Here is a 17,216-nt window from a genome sequence, read left to right on the forward strand (position 1 = left end):
AATGCCTTACACCTCGCTAAAACTTCTCCTTCATTGTTTTTTCAAGGGCAAACATTTCATCGCGAAGTTTGGCTGCCTGTAAAAAATCCATATCCTTCGCTGCCCGTTCCATGTCTCTTTTTGCAGTATCGATTGCCTTCTGCAGTTGTGCTTTACTCATATATTGCACCACCGGGTCAGCCGCTACACTGCTGGCAGGATCCGGATCGACATAGGCCTTCGCCGCTCCTCCTTTAAAATCGGCAACCGATGTCTGTTCCATAATGGCTTCTCTTGACTTGCCGACCGTACGAGGCACAATACCATGCTCCTCATTATATTTAATTTGCTTCTCTCTTCTTCTATTGGTTTCATCGATCGTTGCCCGCATACTATCAGTAATACTATCGGCATACATAATGACACGCCCCCGGTCGTTTCTCGCCGCTCGGCCAATCGTTTGTATTAGCGATGTTTGTGAACGTAAGAAACCTTCTTTATCGGCGTCTAAAATTGCCACTAAAGTTACTTCGGGCAAATCCAGTCCTTCACGCAGCAAGTTTATTCCCACTAACACGTCAAATTCACCCAAACGAAGTCCACGAAGGATCTCCACCCGTTCCAACGTTTTTATTTCGGAGTGAATATAACGTACTTTTATTCCTAATCGGCTCATATATTTTGTAAGCTCCTCCGACATTCTTTTTGTGAGTGTAGTTACCAAAACCCTTCCTCCTTCTTTGGTTACCTTATCTACCTCATCGAGTAAATCATCAACCTGATTAACTACCGGTCGAATTTCAATGGTTGGATCCAACAAACCTGTCGGCCTAATCACTTGCTCTACCACTACCCCTTCCGTTTTTTGCAGTTCATAATCACCGGGCGTAGCGCTCACATAAATGGTTTGCGGCGCCATTGATTCGAATTCCTGAAAATTCAGCGGTCGGTTATCGAGCGCCGCCGGTAAGCGAAAACCGTATTCTACAAGTGATATCTTTCGAGAGCGGTCGCCACCGTACATAGCCCGTATTTGGGGGACCGTCACATGACTTTCATCAATTACCATTAAATAATCGTCGGGAAAGTAATCTAACAGGCAGAAGGGGCGCATACCAGGTTGTCTGCCATCAAAAAAGCGTGAATAATTTTCGATACCGCTACAATAACCTAACTCGCGCATCATCTCCAAATCATAATTTACACGCTCTTCCAAACGTTTTGCTTCGAGCATCCGCCCATCCTTCACGAGTTGTTCCTTTCGTTGTACTAGTTCATCTTGTATAGCCCATAGGGATTGTGTAAATTTTTCTTTAGGCGTCACAAAAAGGTTAGCAGGAAATAGCGCTAACGTCTCCATCTTATCTAACGTTTTTCCCGATACAGGATCAATGACGCTCAGTTCTTCAATTTCATCTCCGAAGAAAGTAATTCGATAGGCGTCATCCATATAAGCCGGAAAAACATCCACTGTATCACCCTTCACTCTAAAAGTTCCCCGTTTAAAATCAGCGGTTGTTCTTGCGTATAGAATCTCCACCAAACGATGTAAAAAGGCATTTCGGCTGATGGTGGTACCAACGCCGAAGCGAAATACGGAACGTGAAAAATCTTCAGGGTTTCCCATACCGTAGATACAAGAGATTGACGAAACGACAACGATGTCTCTTCGTCCTGACATCAAGGCTGATGTTGTGCGTAAACGTAATTTTTCAATCTCATCGTTAATCTGTAAATCTTTTTCTATATAGGTATTGGAGTGAGCAATATAGGCTTCTGGCTGATAATAATCGTAGTAAGAAACGAAATAGTTTACCGCATTTTCGGGAAAGAACTGCTTCATTTCGTCATAAAGCTGCGCTGCCAAAGTTTTATTATGGCTTAATATAAGGGTTGGCCGTTGTGTTTGCGCAATCACATTGGCAATGGTAAAAGTTTTACCCGAACCGGTGACGCCTAATAGTGTTTGATAATGTTCCCCGGCTTCTACTCCTTCAACCAATTGTCGAATGGCCTCGGGCTGATCACCTGTAGGAACGTATTCAGAGGATATTGTAAATTTCATCTATTATTTTCTTTAATTGCCAATGAGAGCTCGAGTCACTAATAATTACCTTGTGTGTCAATATTATTTATATCTCGGCTTCATTGAGTGATTTATTTAATGGCCGTGGAGATTACGCTTATACAAAACTTTTTGCGTCTGTAATGCTCCAATGCTTTTTATTAATGTTCCGTTGCTTATTCAATTTACGTTATTAAAGGCGTAAATGATACTTATTTGGACCGCTAACGAATTCTGTTATCGTTATGGTAAACAAAGATACGAAAAAGCTGTTTGATTGTTAATTACTAAGTGCGTACAAACCAACACCAAATTGTCTGAACACATGGCCTTTATTCTAAGTAAAGAAAACAGCATTGCGAATCATTTCATTGCTGAAATGCGTGATCTCACTATCCAACAGGACCGAATGCGCTTTCGTCGCAACATGGAGCGTTTGGGCGAAATCTTTGCTTATGAAATAAGCAAAAAATTAGCGTTCAGGGCAGCCGAGGTAGAAACGCCGCTAGGTACCGCTGAAACGTCCTTATTGGTAGCGCAACCTGTACTGATTACGATTGTCCGTGCCGGGCTTCCTTTGCATGAAGGCCTTTTAAATTTTTTCGATCGTGCAGATTGTGGATTTATTGGCGCATACAGAAAAACAAAAAAAAGCGGTGCCTTCGAAATCGAGCGTAAGTATTTAACCTCTCCTGATTTGAAAGGTCGGACAGTTATTGTGATCGATCCAATGATTGCTACGGGTAGCAGCATGGTATTAAGCTGTCAAGAGCTGCTAGCAACTTATGACATCAAAGAATTGCATATTGTTGCCGCAATTGCGAGTGAAGAGGGCGTTGAGCATATTAAGGCCTATTTGCCCAAAGCCCATCTTTGGATTGGTGTAGTAGATAGCGAAATGACCAGCAAGGCTTACATTGTCCCCGGGCTTGGGGATGCCGGTGATTTAGCTTATGGGGAGAAAAGGTAAATAGTTAAGTAGTTGAATCGTTAAGTAGTTAAGTAGTTGATTAGCCAATGTGATGATTAGCCGACATGATTATGAGAAGCAGCGTGACCGAAAGCTGATAGCTGACTGCTGATGGCTAAAAGCTGAAATAATTAGCCAATGTGATAATGGTTATAACAACTTATGACTAGTATAGCTATCTTTGTAGTATGTACACAGGTAAGAGGCATCTTTTTTTTGATTTGGACCATACTTTATGGGATTTCGACAAAAATGCAGAGGAAACACTAAACGAACTTTTTATTTCTTATAAGTTTGTTGACCTCGGGATTTCATCAGCAGATCTATTTATAGAAACTTATACCCGTAATAATCAAAGGGTGTGGGCTCTATACCATAATGGAAAGATTGATAAAACAGAATTACGAAGGGCGAGATTTGCGGACACTTTTCAAGAATTGGGTTTATCGCCTACACTTTTTCCGAGCTCCTTTGAGACTGACTATCTTCGTTTATGTCCGCATAAAACGAACTTATTTCCGGGAGTGCATGAAACACTGAGCTACTTAAAAGAGAAATACGTTTTACATTTAATTTCAAATGGCTTTAAAGATGCTGCAGAAATAAAGGTTATAAAAACAGACATCAAAAAGTACTTTTCGCAAATAATCATCTCTGAAGACGTGGGCGTACATAAACCACATCCCGACATATACCATTACTCCTTAACTGCCGCCAAGGCATCAAAGGAAGAGAGTGTTATGATAGGCGACAGCATTGAGGCCGATATCCGAGGGGCACAGGCCTTCGGGCTAGATGCCATTTACTTTAATCCGAACGGGCTTGAAGAACCCATTGATGTTAAACGTAGTATCAGCGCCTTAACCGAACTGAAGCTATTATTTTAGCATATCGGCTGCGCCGTAAATCGCCGCCATCTCTCCGAGGGCTGCTATTTCGATTGGAAAAGTAAAACCTCTATTACTCAATAATTTGTGGGTATGTTCCAAAAAAAGGCCATGTGCCTTGCTAATATTGCCGCCTAAGACTAAACCTTCCGGCGATTTAATGAGTAGATAGTCGGCAATGAACACGCCTAATGTTTCGCCGAACTCACGAAAAACGCCCCTAGCAACATCATCGGTGGGAACGAGCTCGCACAAAGCCTTCACACTTTCTATATGCTGCCCACTCCGCTGGCAATACGTATCCTTTAGCCATCGCCCGGCGAGGTAGTCCTCCGCAATCCCTTCTCGAAAAGGAGCACACCAAAGATCACCATCCTCTGCATGTCCATTCAAAAACAAAGCACTCCCCAGCCCCGTACCTAATGTTAAGCCTACAGCTTTTTTGAAGGCAGCTCCGGCACCGGCAAACATCTCACCCTGTAGAAAACTAGCAGCATCATTTATAAACTTTATTTGCAAAGGATCGATCCCTAATTGGTTGGCCAATAAATTTCGCACATTGACTTGGTATAGGGCTTCATACTTATTCTGTCCCCTCATTAAGCTAACGCCCTGATCATAATCAAAGGGACCGGGAATGGCAATCCCCACTGCAAGCTTCTCAAAACCACCTTTTTGCAATGAGGCTTTAATACAATCAGTCCAAGCACTAATAATTTCGGAAACTGTATCGTGTGAATTTACTGAGCGCCGTTCGAAGCTATCATTGACTAGTGATTTGCTTTCCAGGTTGACCAATGCTGTTGAGATATGTGATCCTCCGATGTCACAACCTACTACAATTTTATTACTCATTAACGTGTTTATAATTTTTAATGGAACGTGAGGCAAATATAATTAAAGCGTTTTAGCAAAAAAATAAAGCTGCAAAATATTATATATTTTTTTTAAGAAAATGTCATTTCGACAGCAATTATAGTTGATTTGACTAACAGACGAGTATCATCGCTTACGAATTAGGGATATCTAAAGCTTGCGTTGAGATTTGAACTATTCATTGTCAACATTTTATAACGCTTCAGTGCCTGTATATAATAATAATCAGCATAAGGCAATGGCACATCCACTTCAGCCATAACGGGAATATAGCCTGCGCCATGCATTAAGATAAAACCGCCATTAGCTCCCAAAAGCGCAGTATATTCGGGAGATGCCAAGGTTTCGAGCATTGCTTCACCGGCTTTGAAGTATGTTTTACCGTTGTTGGTACTATAGCCACTTAACTCCAAAAAAGCGGCCGACATAATTGCTGCGGCAGAGGCATCTCTATAAGTATTAGGAATATCCGGGGCATTAAAATCCCAATATGGCACTTTATCTTTTGGTAAGTTTGGCTCATTCAGGATGTACTCTGCAATATGTTCGGCATAGTTCAAATAGGTTGGATTGCTTGTTTCCCTATAGAGTACGGTAAAACCATATAATGCCCAAGCCTGCCCCCTTGCCCAGCAAGACTCGTCGTTGTAGCCCTGCGCATTGCGTTTATGTTTAACCTTCCCGGTTTTGGTGTCAAAAGTCACAATCTGACAGGTGCTGTAATCGGGCCGTATATGATTTTTCCAAATCGTCTCGGCCTCGTTGCATGCAACTTTATAATAAGCGGAATCACCGGTAGCATGCGTAGCCCAGAACAGCAGTTCCAGATTCATGAGATGATCGATGACAACAACAAATTCTTTATCATTTTGTCTGGTATCCCAAGAACGAATGGCTTTCACTTTAGCGTTATATCTTTTCATCAGCGTTTTGGCACTGGCTACAAGTGTTTTTTGATAAGATACCTGTGGATCTATTTTCATCGCTGTACCGAAACTATTGTACATGATGGCCCCGAGGTCAGCCAATTTATCATTTGTCTGCTGTTTAGCTAAGAGCTTTAACGTTCGCCGCGCTTCTTTGAGTAAGACACTATCATTAGTTTCTTCAAAAAGGGCCCACAATGTTCCGGGATAAAAACCACTTGTCCACCAATCTGAACCGCTCGTTTCGAGGAAATTATTTGCCTTAACGTAAGTTTTTGGCAATTTATCTTCCTGCAACTCTTCCATGAGTAGCTTGTACTGTGTACTTGCATGTTTGAAGCGTTGTTCAATTGTTTCCGTGAGTGATTTATTCCCCTTTGTCGCGACTTGCTTGCCGGTAGAGCAGCCGCCGATCGCAAGAAGAAATAGCAGTAGTTGTAAAAGGTTTCTTTTGATTAATTTTCTTATCATGCTTGAACTCTGTACCGAAATCCCGGATATAAAAAAGTGCAACCCTATGATGGGTTACACTTTTATTATAACGTCGTCTTATGCTTTTTGTTGTATGGTTGATTAATCTTCGTTGCAATCATAAAAAAAGATTTTATTAATCAATTTCTTATCAAATATTTGCTCTTTTATCTTTGAAAGAAAAGAGCAGATAGATTCACTGATGGACCTCTTACCAGGTGTTGCAAGGGAATAGATAAACCGAAGCACCTTGCCAATAATCAAGCGGAGATGTATAAAAAAATTCTTTTACCGCCCCATCCAACCACCATCTACCGTCAAAATCGTACCATGAACATAGTCGGCCGCTTTAGAGGCCAGAAATACAGTCGGTCCCTTAAAATCATCGGGGTCACCCCACCTTCCTGCGGGGATCCGCGCCAGAATAGATTGGCTTCTTTCTTCATCAGCCCGAAGTGCTGATGTATTATCCGTTGCGATATAACCGGGTGCTATCGCGTTGACATTGACGCCACTACCGGCCCATTCATTAGCAAAAGCTTTGGTCAATTGTCCGACAGCACCTTTTGACGCTGCGTAACCGGGCACGTTAATTCCTCCCTGAAAAGTCAGAAGCGAGGCTGTAAATATAATTTTCCCGCTTCCTCTTTGGACCATATCCTTTCCGAATTCACGTGTAATAATAAACTGGGCAGTTTGATTAATGGCTATAATTTCGTCCCAGTATTCATCGGGATGCTCTGCGGCCGGTTTTCTAAGGATATTACCTGCATTGTTCACAAGGATGTCAATACTTTCGTGATCAGCTTTAACCTTCGCTATGAATTGATAAATGGCATTCCGATTTGAAAAATCACACTGATAGGCATAAAATTTACGACCCAGGGCTGTCACCTCTTTTGCGACCGTACTGTCGGATAATTCAAGGGTCGCCGATACACCGATAATGTCTGCACCGGCTTCCGCCAATGCTATAGCCATTGCCTTACCGATCCCCCTTTTGCAGCCTGAAACCAAGGCAAGTTTCCCTTTAAGATCAAATTTATTGAGTATAGACATATTTTTATTTTATTGAAATGCTTAACGGATTATTTACTTTTTCTTTATAGGATGTTAAATATTGTTCCCATTCATTCGCATTGTGAATCTTTCCTGCCTTATCCCAAGCGCCGCCGTTGTAATAAACCAAAGGTTGGTCGGCAATCGCACTAAAATGTGCCAGCAATTGACCTTCATTTTCGGTGATTTCAGGTAGATCCGTTTGCCCGAGCACCGCTATGCCCAAGGTTCCATCTTCGCCATGAGGAGGTTCCCAATAGGCTGCGATACCTTTGCTCAGGTTTTTTATAATCTTCCCCCCTTCTTCCTGACGAAGCACTATACCTGCCACTAGCGGAAGCTTCCCACGTCCCTCGAAATGATAAAGTAGCTCCACTCTATTCAATTGTGAACCAGCATCTAAGGTAATTGTTTTAGTAAGAGACACGACACGATCGTTCACTTGCCAAGGTTCATAACTTAGCCGAAAGGTAGTGCGCAACGGGCCGTTGTCCAGCACTTCATGCTTACGGTAATGCTTTGAATAAATTATTTTATCGGCTGCATAGGGAGCTATATCACCGGCACCTAAGGTCATACCAACGGAATAATAATCCAATCCATCGCCATGATCTTTATGGTAGTCGCCGGTTTTATACCACTCATCGACAACTAATTTTTCCGTTCGCTTCGCCCAAATATCAAGCCCCTGTGCATCATCCGGCCTTCCTTCTAAGGCTTTACCATACATCCGGAAAGCAATTCTGTCATTTTCCCACGCAAAATCATCATATCGTTCCGGTACGTAGCGGGCAAATGTCTTTGCCGTGATCGCGGTGGGCTCCCCCGACACGGCATGGAGTCTGACTTCACTGTTTGCAGGGATCGCTATCCAGATCAACACATTTACAATACTATCGCTGCCCTTTTTCTCCAACTGATAAGCATATTCCTTACCTTTATCATCAACCAGTTTGAAGCATTTAGGTGCAGAATGGGTATTGTATACCCTTAAAAATTCCCGGTAAGGGATGCTGGCCAATTCCTCACGATCAACTGCTAAAGTGTTAGCTATTACCAGCTGTTTTCCTACTTTATCTTTATTATTACAGGAAAGTAGGCCGACCATCATTATAACAAACGCCAGCCATTTATTTTTCTTGTCCATCTTTAATTGGATAACCTGCATGTACTACCTAAGTTCTGTAATGGCACATCCATCCATATCTCCATAATCCATATTTTCGCCCGCCATTCCCCATATAAAGGTGTAATTAGATGTAGCTGCTCCGGCATGTACCGACCAAGGTGGTGATATGACGGCCTGTTCATTCTGCATCCATATATGTCTGGTTTCTTGCGGTTGTCCCATAAAATGGCAAACCGCCTGACCTTGTGGGACCTCGAAATAACAATACACTTCCATACGTCTATCGTGCGTATGTGCAGGCATTGTATTCCAAACACTACCGGTTTTAAGCTCGGTCATTCCCATTTGAAGTTGACATGTCTCCACCACACTTGACACCAATAATTTATTTATAACTCGATGGTTCGCTGTTTCCAAACTTCCCAATTCGACTATTTCGGCATCCGCCTTCGTCACTTTCTTGGTAGGATAGGCATGATGTGCCGGAGCCGAGTTTATGTAGAATTTAGCTGGGTTATTTTGGTCTTTACTAGCAAAAATCACCTCCTTCTTTCCTTTTCCAATATACAATGCCTCCTTGAAGCCAATATCAAATGATTCACCATCTACTTTAACAATACCGGCACCACCTATATTAATTAATCCAAGTTCTCTCCGTTCCAAAAAGTAAGGTGCTTTCAATGGATCGATGGTTTCTAAAACTACCTCCTGTGCAATAGGCATGACACCGCCAGCAATATATCGGTCGTAATGGGTATATACCAACGTGATTTTGTTTTCTTCAAATAATCTTTCAATTAAGAAATTACTTCTCAAGGCCTCCGTGTCCATGCCTTTCGTTTCGGTTGGACTCGAAGCATAACGGGTTTCATACGTAGTGCTCATTATTTCAGTTTTTATTTTTTTACTAACTAATTGGCGTTTTAGTGGGCTAATATACAAGAAAGTCAGGAAAGGCGCAAACGTTTACATTGGTTAATATGGTCATGTAGCTTAGCATATATGCAGTAGTCTAGTTGATTGGAGTAATCCGTTTGATGTTTTATTCTTTCACGTACAGTTTTAACACACGTATGGCATTATCATATGGATCTTTTTCAGGTAATGAAATCGTAACTCCCTTGTTTCCGTCACTCTTTACATTTCTCATCTCTCCCGTTTCTACCAATTGACAGTTCTGAACCTTATCTTTAGCTATAGCAAGCTTTAAGGTGTTATCAGGAAGTTCATCCAGTATATGCGCATAGATAATTTGGCCACCTTCTATTCTCTTTTGAGTAAGAACGACTCCCTTGTTTGTTGGTACGTCACGAAGCGGTTGCGTGGCATATACTGCTTCACCGTGAGTAAGCATCCATGCCCCCATTTCCCGTAACCGTCTAATGGCCGGAAGCGGAAGCGTACCGTCCGGTTTAGGGCCAATATTAAGTAAATAATTTCCTCCCTTACTTGCATTACTTACCAAGTAACGTAACATTTGTCCGGATGATTTCCAGTTAAAATCCTTACTATGCCATGCCCAGGTATGATTCATGGTTGCAGGCGTTTGCCACGGTTTATCGAGCAATTGTTTGGGATAGGCATTATCCATCATCTCCAAAAAATCAATCTCGTTTCCGGGGTCATGCATCGCTATACGTCCATTGATCAAACATTTACTGCTTAATTTTCGAACTAAATGAATCAGCTCATCTCTTCGGGCAGGTGTAATCAATTCCTTCGCCTCCTCGTCCCAAGTATCAAACCACAATAAATCAGGGTCATAGCGTTCGATTAATTCCTGAACTTGCGGCAGGCTCTTCTCTTTCCAATATTTTTCGAAATCACGGCTTTTTCTTGCGGGTTTCCAGTAAGGAATAGCGCCATTGGGATGTTCCCAATCCTGCCAATGCGAATAGTAAAAGCCATATTTCAAACCGTATTTTTTACAGGCATCTACAAGCTCTCCTAAAATATCCCGGCCCCTGAGCGGTGTAGCCGCTATATCGTAATTTGAGACATTTGAGTCCCATAATGCAAACCCATCATGGTGCTTGGCAGTTATCACAAAATACTTCATCCCTGCGTTCTTCGCTTCCTTAATCCATTCATCTGCATTGAAACGACTTGGGTTAAATTTTTCGACTAAGGCTTGGTATTCGTTATTGGGAATCTCTAAACGTTGCTGTATCCATTCGGCATACCAGCTTTTTCCGTTTGCAAGTGCTGTATCCGGCATTGTTCTTCCATTGTAGGTACCACCCAATATGCTGTAAAGCCCCCAATGGACAAACATACCGAACCTTGCTTCTTTAAACCAGCTAATTTTCTCGACTTCTTTTCTCGATACCTCTTGCGCAATCACCGAGTAATAAAGGCCAAGCAAGACGAGTATCATACTGAAAAATCGTTTCATTCTTATTAATTTTAACTTACACCATCTCCTAATAACTCACCTGAATTTGGCATGCTCTATAAATACCAATCTTTATAACGTTTAAGCGCTTCCAAAAAATAATAATCTGCATAAATAATTGGTCTATCGATCTCAGAATTTAACGGAAAGGCGCCCGTGCTATGCTGCAGAAGAAAACCACCATTTTCGCCAAATTTAGATCGGTAAGTATCACTTGCTAAAGAACGCAACATCTGCTCTGCACTTTTCAAATACAAGCGTTTTTTATCCCCCTCTACATATTGCCCGAGTTCCAACAATGCGGAAGCTATAAGTGCACCGGCAGAGGCATCTCGTTCAGCATAAGGCATGAAAGGCGCATCGAAGTCCCAGTAGGGGATTTTGTCTTCCGGAAGATTGGGATGATTCAAGATAAAGGCGGCAATGCCTTCTGCTTGTTTCAAATAGGCTTCATTTTTCGTATCTCTGTACATGAGTGTATACCCATAAAGCGCCCAGCCTTGCCCCCTTGCCCAAGCAGAACTATTAGCAGCACCTTGCCAGGTAGCTTTTCTGCGTACCGTTCCATTGTTTGGGTTATAATCAATTACATGAAAGGAACTGAAATCGGGACGGAAATGATTCTTAAGCGTTGTGTTCGCATGTGTGATCGCGATTTCTTTATATCGCTTATCGCCTCCATGATCGCTCACCCAGTTCAGCATTTCGAGGTTCATCATGTTATCAATGATCACGGGACAGTCCCAGAACTTATTTTTATTCCATGATTGAATCGCTTGAATTTCGGGTCTATAACGCGTTGCTAAAGAGGCAGCCGATTGAAACAGAATATCCTTATAGGCATTGTCACGCGTGATACGATAGGCATTTCCGAAGCTACAAAACATCATGAACCCCAGATCATGGTTGCCGGTAAAAGTTTTATTCGGTTCAATCAATTTTAGTGTTCGCAAAGCCTCTTGATGGATAGTTTCATCTTTTGTTTGCTCATAAATCAACCATAATGATCCCGGATAAAAGCCGCTGCACCACCATTGAATGTCGCGCGCGTCGATTTTGCCTGTTTTCGGATCCCAATTTTGAGGCAACTTTTCAGATGGTATATTATTGGCAAGCACTTTATATTGCGCTCTTGCAAAATCAAAGTTTGCTTGAATCAGTTCTTTCATGCTTTTAGTTTGCGCGAAAGACTGTATACCTGATAGCATGATGCTTATAAGTATAAAAACCGGCTTGATTATTTTGGCCATCGTTATATTGGTTAAGTGTTTGGATTATGACGGCCAAAATAGTAGAAATAAGTAGTAATTGCAATCGATTACATTACACAATCGTTTGCATAAATTTCACGTTGTCATTCGCCTCACCAATGTTACGGGAACGATTTCTCGCGTATCATTTATAGCCCTTAGGGATTTATCCTTTAACAAGTTCAGCAATTTTTGGGCAACCCGATTTGCCATTTCAACAGGATGCTGGTCGATTGTTGTTATCGGTGGCGAAATAATAGACGCTCTCGGATCGTTTGAATAACCGACAATCTTCAGTTCATCAGGAATTTTTATCCCTTGTTCCCGAGCAAACTCGACAGCCGCTAAAGCGGTTGTGTCGTTTGATGCAAAAATGCCGTCAGGTCGCTCCTTACCGACAAATATCTGCCTTAGGCTATTCCACGCATTTTCCGCCGTAAGTTCTTGATAGAAACACCATTTCCTTTCAAGTTTTATTTTCGCTTTGTCTAAAGCATGTTGAAAACCTTCCGTTCGTTCCTTATAGATACTACATGACAATGGCCCCGAGATATAAGCAATTTTTGAACAGCCGGTTTCTATCAGATGATTGCCGGCCAACAAACCACCACGATAATCGTCGCCTTTGATAATATGCGCTGCATAGGTTTTTGTTGGAACCCGATCGTAAAAAATTAAGGGGATGCCCTGTTTAGTGAAACCATCGAAGTGCTTATAATCCTCTGTGTACAACGCTAACGAAACGACCAAGGCGTCTACTCGTGAAGAGTATAAGGTTGCGGCCAGCTTCTGTTCGATCGATTCGGAATCATTCGACTGGCAAACCATTAAGCTATATCCCTCTTCCTGCAACCTATTCTGTAAAGCGGTAATAAAAATCGCATGGAAGTACATGGAGATTCTGGGCACAATCATTCCAATGATATTAGAGCGCTTATTTCTTAACGACGAGGCCATGCTATTGTGCCGGTAGCCTAATTCCTCTGCCTTATCCTTCACCCGTTTCCGTGTTGCTTCACTTATTCGAGGATTATCATTTAATGCTCTCGAAACGGTTGCAGCCGAAACGTTCAAGGCCTCTGCTATATCAACAATGCTAATTTCGGACTTATCCGGTTTATGTTCTCTCATAAAACCCAAACATGGAGTCTACATTTAGTTAATATTGGCCAGTACTTAATAAAACGAGCGTGCAGGCATAAACAGGTTCAATTCCATTGGTTTTCGCCAATGCAGCAAGCTCATCGTTTTCTGTACCTGGGTTAAATATAATACGTTTAGGCTTAGTTTTCATAAGATAATCATAATATTGTCCTTGCAGTTTCGGCCCAATATAAAGGGTGACGGTATGAATATCGTGTAAAGGCTCTCCGGGCGGGACAATATCTACTCCTGCTACTGCGCCCTTTTTGATTCCCACATTAACAATTTCATGGCCAGCTGCCACCAAGCGATTCGCGGCTAAATAAGCATATCGCGCCGGGTTAGTGGTAGCTCCTAATATAAGGGTTTTCATATTCTTTGTCTATTTATTTGTTATTCGTCGTTGGTTATTAGTTATTGGTTATTGGTTGTTCGTTATTGGTATTGCTTTAGGCTTTACCACCTTGCTATAAGCAAGCATTAGGCCGCACGCCATGGGCCTCACTCCTTTAACGCTACACCCCACACCTTTCACTTCACACCTTATTCCCTATCTCCTATTCTACTAACACAATTCATGCCATCGATAGCCGCCGAAACAATTCCGCCCGCATAACCTGCTCCTTCGCCACAGGGGTATAAACCTTCGATCTCGGGGTGTTGTAAAGTATCTTTATCTCTAGGAATGCGTATCGGAGAAGAAGTTCTGGATTCGACACCAACCAACACGGCCTCATTTGTATAATAGCCTTGCATTTTTTTTCCAAAAAGTGGCAAGGCGCCTTTTAGTGCCTTATATATAAAGTTCGGAAGCAACTCTTCTAATTGAACGGATTTCAATCCAGGCTTATAAGAATTTATAGGTAAATCGGCTGACAATTTTCCTTCTACAAAGTCTATCATTCGTTGTGCGGGCGCCACCAGTTGTCCACCACCCAGGTCATATGCTTTTCGCTCGACTTGTTGCTGAAATGCGAGTAAAGCAAAAGGATTTGTGTGCGCCCCTGCAACGTCTTCCAAGTTCACCTGAACAACTGTTCCTGAATTCGCGTAGGGATTATTTCGTTTAGATGGCGACCATCCGTTCACTACAATCTCGCGCTCACCGGTAGCACAAGGTGCAATGATGCCGCCAGGACACATGCAGAAGGAAAACACGCCTCGATTGTCAATTTGCTCAACCAGGCTGTAGTAGGCCGGTGGCAGGTGCTCACTCCGTATCGAACAATGATATTGGGCTTGATCGACAATTTCCTGGGGATGTTCAATGCGCACGCCCAGAGCAAATGGTTTTGCCTCAACCAACCATTTCTTCCGTTCAAAAAGATAGAAAATATCTCTCGCCGAATGCCCTGTAGCTAAAATGACATGATTACCAACTACCTCTTCCCCATTGTGTAAAACAACGCCTTGTAATTTCTTATTCTTAACGACCATATCGACTACCTTGGAGTCGAAACGTATTTCTCCTCCAAATAAAATGATCTTTTCGCGAATAGCTTCTATAATATGTGGTAGTTTGTTCGTTCCGATATGCGGTCGAGCGTCCACAAGGATGTCCGGCGTAGCACCGTGATCGACGAGGATTTGCAGAACCTTTTGCACATCACCCCTTTTATTAGAACGTGTATACAACTTTCCATCGGAATAAGTACCCGCCCCCCCTTCACCAAAACAGTAGTTCGATTCCACGTTAACTAAACCTGCTTTGTTAATCGCCGCTAAATCACGACGCCTGTCTTTCACGGCTTTGCCCCGTTCCAAGACAACTGGTTTGAAACCTAGCTCCAAACATTGCAGGGCTGCAAATAACCCTGCCGGTCCAGCACCTATAATAATAACGGGTTGGCTTTTTGAAACGTCGTGATAATTAATTTTCGGAACGGTTAAGGTTACTGCTTCATCGATATAGACAACAAGGCGTAATCGGTAAACTACTTTTCGTCCGCGGGCATCAATTGATCTTTTTCTGATTTGAAGCGATTGGATACGTTTCGGTGTTACCTTAAGTTGTGCGGCCGCCTGTCGGAGGATGAAGTGATCGTCCGAAATATTTTCGGGATTCACCGCTAATTCGATTTCTTTTTGCATACTATATTGCCCGGTTGTTATCCAGGATATACAAAGGTAAAAAATTTTGTTGTCAGTCATTTATCTCAAGATAAATCCTCCGAGATTTGACTTTTAATGTAAAGAGGTTGTTGTTTAAATTAAAAGAACGTTTTTGTTTTTCTTTTTATTCGTTATTGTTTGTTTTAAAAAGCACTCATGCTACTTCGTGGTTTCCGCAAAAAAGAAACAGAATCTCATCGCTTGGAAGTTTGCTACAACGGTAGTGCATCAACTTGCAAGCCGCAAACTTCCTAGGTGATATTTTAGCAGAACGGAAGGCTTCTACTTTTAACCCGACTTATTAGCTTTAGCCCAGTACTATAGCCTTGTGCGCGGGAGAAGCGGCCTTGGAGGATACCGACGCAACGGGCAGCAAAGCATTTGCACCTCTGTTCATTGTGCAGTATCCAAGCGGATTGAGGAAGTGAAACGGCTCCAATATGCGCCGTTGATGCTTTGCCATCAGGTGCAAGGTAGCCTACACACGCCTTGATCTTTTGTAACTTTTGGATCAAACCAAAAGTTAAATAAAAAAGGTCAAGAAACCTTCCCGTTAAGTAAAGCTTGAATGCCTTAAAAAAACGAAAACTTAATGAAAAGAAAGAAAGAAGTTAAAATAAACGTTCTTTTAAAATCATTCCATCATGAAAATAATACGTATTAACCTGAGAAAGCCGGACTGACAAAACCAGTTGTTTATAATAAATGGCAGAACATTTGCTATAGCAGAATAAGTTCCGGAGATAATATCAACGGAGGTTACTTGTAGACGGCTAATTTGTATTTGTATTCGTGAATAACAAGCATTTTACATAAGTTTGTTAAGCAGGTAAAAATGATCAACATTAAAAGAAAAGACAATGATTAAAAGATTTATTTTTGGTTTAGTTGGCTTGATTGCCACCTTATCGCTGAGCTCATGTGGCTACAATAGTATGGTTAAATTGGATGAGAATGTTCAATCCAAATGGGCTGAGGTGGAGAATGCCTATCAACGTCGCGCCGACCTGATTCCGAATTTGGTGAATACCGTAAAAGGTGCTGCCAATTTCGAACAGCAAACATTAACAAGTGTAGTGGAAGCGCGTGCGAAAGCGACATCCATTAATATCGATCCATCGAACCTAACACCGGAAGCCATAAAAAAATTCGAAGACGCCCAGGGCGCTCTTACAGGATCATTAAGTCGTTTAATGGCTGTAGCGGAAAACTATCCTGAGCTAAAAGCCACTGAAAGTTTTCAGGGTTTACAGGCTCAACTAGAAGGAACAGAAAACAGGATTGCCGTTGCGCGTCGTGGCTTTAATGAAGCGACACAACAATACAACTCGACAATCCGCTCTTTCCCGAATAATTTGATGGCTGGTATCTTTGGCTTCAAAGCAAAGGGCTATTTCACCTCTCAAGCCGGTGCGGACAAAGCGCCTGAAGTGAAATTTTAAACGATAATGTACCACACGGAAGGCTCGCCTGAGGGCAAGCCTTTCACACTTTAACCTTCGGAAAGAGATGAATATTTTCAATAGTGAAGAACAAGAACACATTGCACATGCGATTGGTTTAGCGGAGGCAAATACCTCCGGAGAAATCCGCATTTGTGTGGAGAAAAGATGCGATCAGGAAGTACTTTCTCGTGCAGCAGCGTGTTTTAACCAACTTGGTATGCACAAAACCAACCTGCGCAATGGTGTACTCATTTACCTTTCTGTTGACGATCATAAATTTGCCATTATAGGCGATGCCGGTATCAACAATAAAGTTGAACCTGACTTTTGGGACACTACAAAGGATAAAATGCTGGCCTATTTCAAGACTGGCAATTTAGTAGAAGGTATAATAGCGGGCATTGAATCTGCCGGAAGCAAACTTAAAGTTCTATTTCCACGTGAACATGACGATGTAAACGAACTGCCTAATGATATTGTGTTTATGAATCGTCCAAAATAAAGCAAAC

At 42.1% G+C, this 17,216-nt stretch carries 15 protein-coding genes; 4 read left to right on the forward strand and 11 right to left on the reverse strand.

Annotated features, from left to right (window positions below):
* Positions 1–16: 16 nt before the first annotated feature.
* Positions 17–2,044 carry an excinuclease ABC subunit UvrB gene (gene uvrB, locus QT327_RS27260; RefSeq protein WP_289554363.1) on the reverse strand — a complete coding sequence of 676 codons (2,028 nt, stop codon included), beginning with the start codon at positions 2,042–2,044 and terminating at the stop codon, positions 17–19.
* Between the two features lie 325 nt (positions 2,045–2,369).
* Between uvrB and upp the strand changes: the two genes are divergently transcribed.
* A complete protein-coding gene (upp, locus tag QT327_RS27265) occupies positions 2,370–3,014 on the forward strand; it encodes a uracil phosphoribosyltransferase (protein WP_013664027.1) in 645 nt (214 codons plus the stop codon).
* A gap of 188 nt (positions 3,015–3,202) precedes the next feature.
* On the forward strand, positions 3,203–3,901 hold the full coding sequence (locus QT327_RS27270) for a YjjG family noncanonical pyrimidine nucleotidase (RefSeq protein WP_130858136.1): 699 nt from the start codon (positions 3,203–3,205) through the stop codon (positions 3,899–3,901).
* Here the strand turns inward: QT327_RS27270 and QT327_RS27275 are convergent.
* The 10 genes from QT327_RS27275 to QT327_RS27320 all read right to left on the reverse strand — a co-directional run bounded on the left by QT327_RS27275 (position 3,893) and on the right by QT327_RS27320 (position 15,241).
* Positions 3,893–4,756, reverse strand: a complete 864-nt coding sequence (locus tag QT327_RS27275) for an ROK family protein (protein ID WP_013664029.1) — start codon at positions 4,754–4,756, stop codon at positions 3,893–3,895. The two genes, QT327_RS27270 and QT327_RS27275, sit on opposite strands and share 9 nt — an antisense overlap.
* 161 nt (positions 4,757–4,917) lie before the next feature.
* Positions 4,918–6,174, reverse strand: coding sequence for a glycoside hydrolase family 88 protein (locus QT327_RS27280; RefSeq protein WP_289554364.1), 1,257 nt, complete (start codon positions 6,172–6,174; stop codon positions 4,918–4,920).
* A gap of 288 nt (positions 6,175–6,462) precedes the next feature.
* Positions 6,463–7,227 (reverse strand): SDR family oxidoreductase, encoded by a 765-nt coding sequence (locus QT327_RS27285; protein WP_198140348.1) that lies wholly within the window; start codon positions 7,225–7,227, stop codon positions 6,463–6,465.
* A 10-nt stretch (positions 7,228–7,237) separates the two neighbouring features.
* A complete protein-coding gene (locus tag QT327_RS27290; RefSeq protein ID WP_289554365.1) occupies positions 7,238–8,380 on the reverse strand; it encodes a BT3233 family polysaccharide utilization protein in 1,143 nt (380 codons plus the stop codon).
* 24 nt (positions 8,381–8,404) lie between these two features.
* The gene (kduI, locus tag QT327_RS27295; protein WP_013664033.1) at positions 8,405–9,247 is read right to left on the reverse strand and encodes a 5-dehydro-4-deoxy-D-glucuronate isomerase; all 843 of its coding nucleotides are present in this window, start codon (positions 9,245–9,247) and stop codon (positions 8,405–8,407) included.
* 157 nt (positions 9,248–9,404) lie between these two features.
* Positions 9,405–10,757 (reverse strand): alpha-L-fucosidase, encoded by a 1,353-nt coding sequence (locus tag QT327_RS27300; protein ID WP_289554366.1) that lies wholly within the window; start codon positions 10,755–10,757, stop codon positions 9,405–9,407.
* A gap of 56 nt (positions 10,758–10,813) precedes the next feature.
* The gene (locus QT327_RS27305; RefSeq protein ID WP_130858141.1) at positions 10,814–12,007 is read right to left on the reverse strand and encodes a glycoside hydrolase family 88 protein; all 1,194 of its coding nucleotides are present in this window, start codon (positions 12,005–12,007) and stop codon (positions 10,814–10,816) included.
* Between the two features lie 96 nt (positions 12,008–12,103).
* Positions 12,104–13,138 carry a LacI family DNA-binding transcriptional regulator gene (locus QT327_RS27310; protein WP_130858142.1) on the reverse strand — a complete coding sequence of 345 codons (1,035 nt, stop codon included), beginning with the start codon at positions 13,136–13,138 and terminating at the stop codon, positions 12,104–12,106.
* A gap of 28 nt (positions 13,139–13,166) precedes the next feature.
* Entirely contained in the window at positions 13,167–13,523 is a 357-nt protein-coding gene (locus QT327_RS27315; protein WP_013664037.1) for a CoA-binding protein, read from the reverse strand.
* 170 nt (positions 13,524–13,693) lie between these two features.
* Complete coding sequence (locus tag QT327_RS27320; RefSeq protein WP_130858151.1) at positions 13,694–15,241, reverse strand: NAD(P)/FAD-dependent oxidoreductase; 1,548 nt, start codon at positions 15,239–15,241, stop codon at positions 13,694–13,696.
* A gap of 881 nt (positions 15,242–16,122) precedes the next feature.
* Here QT327_RS27320 and QT327_RS27325 point away from each other — a divergent pair.
* Positions 16,123–16,704 carry a LemA family protein gene (locus QT327_RS27325; RefSeq protein ID WP_013664039.1) on the forward strand — a complete coding sequence of 194 codons (582 nt, stop codon included), beginning with the start codon at positions 16,123–16,125 and terminating at the stop codon, positions 16,702–16,704.
* 67 nt (positions 16,705–16,771) lie between these two features.
* A complete protein-coding gene (locus QT327_RS27330; RefSeq protein WP_013664040.1) occupies positions 16,772–17,209 on the forward strand; it encodes a TPM domain-containing protein in 438 nt (145 codons plus the stop codon).
* Positions 17,210–17,216 lie beyond the last annotated feature (7 nt).

It is taken from the genome of Olivibacter sp. 47 (genome assembly GCF_030372825.1).
Lineage (GTDB): Bacteria > Bacteroidota > Bacteroidia > Sphingobacteriales > Sphingobacteriaceae > Olivibacter > Olivibacter oleidegradans.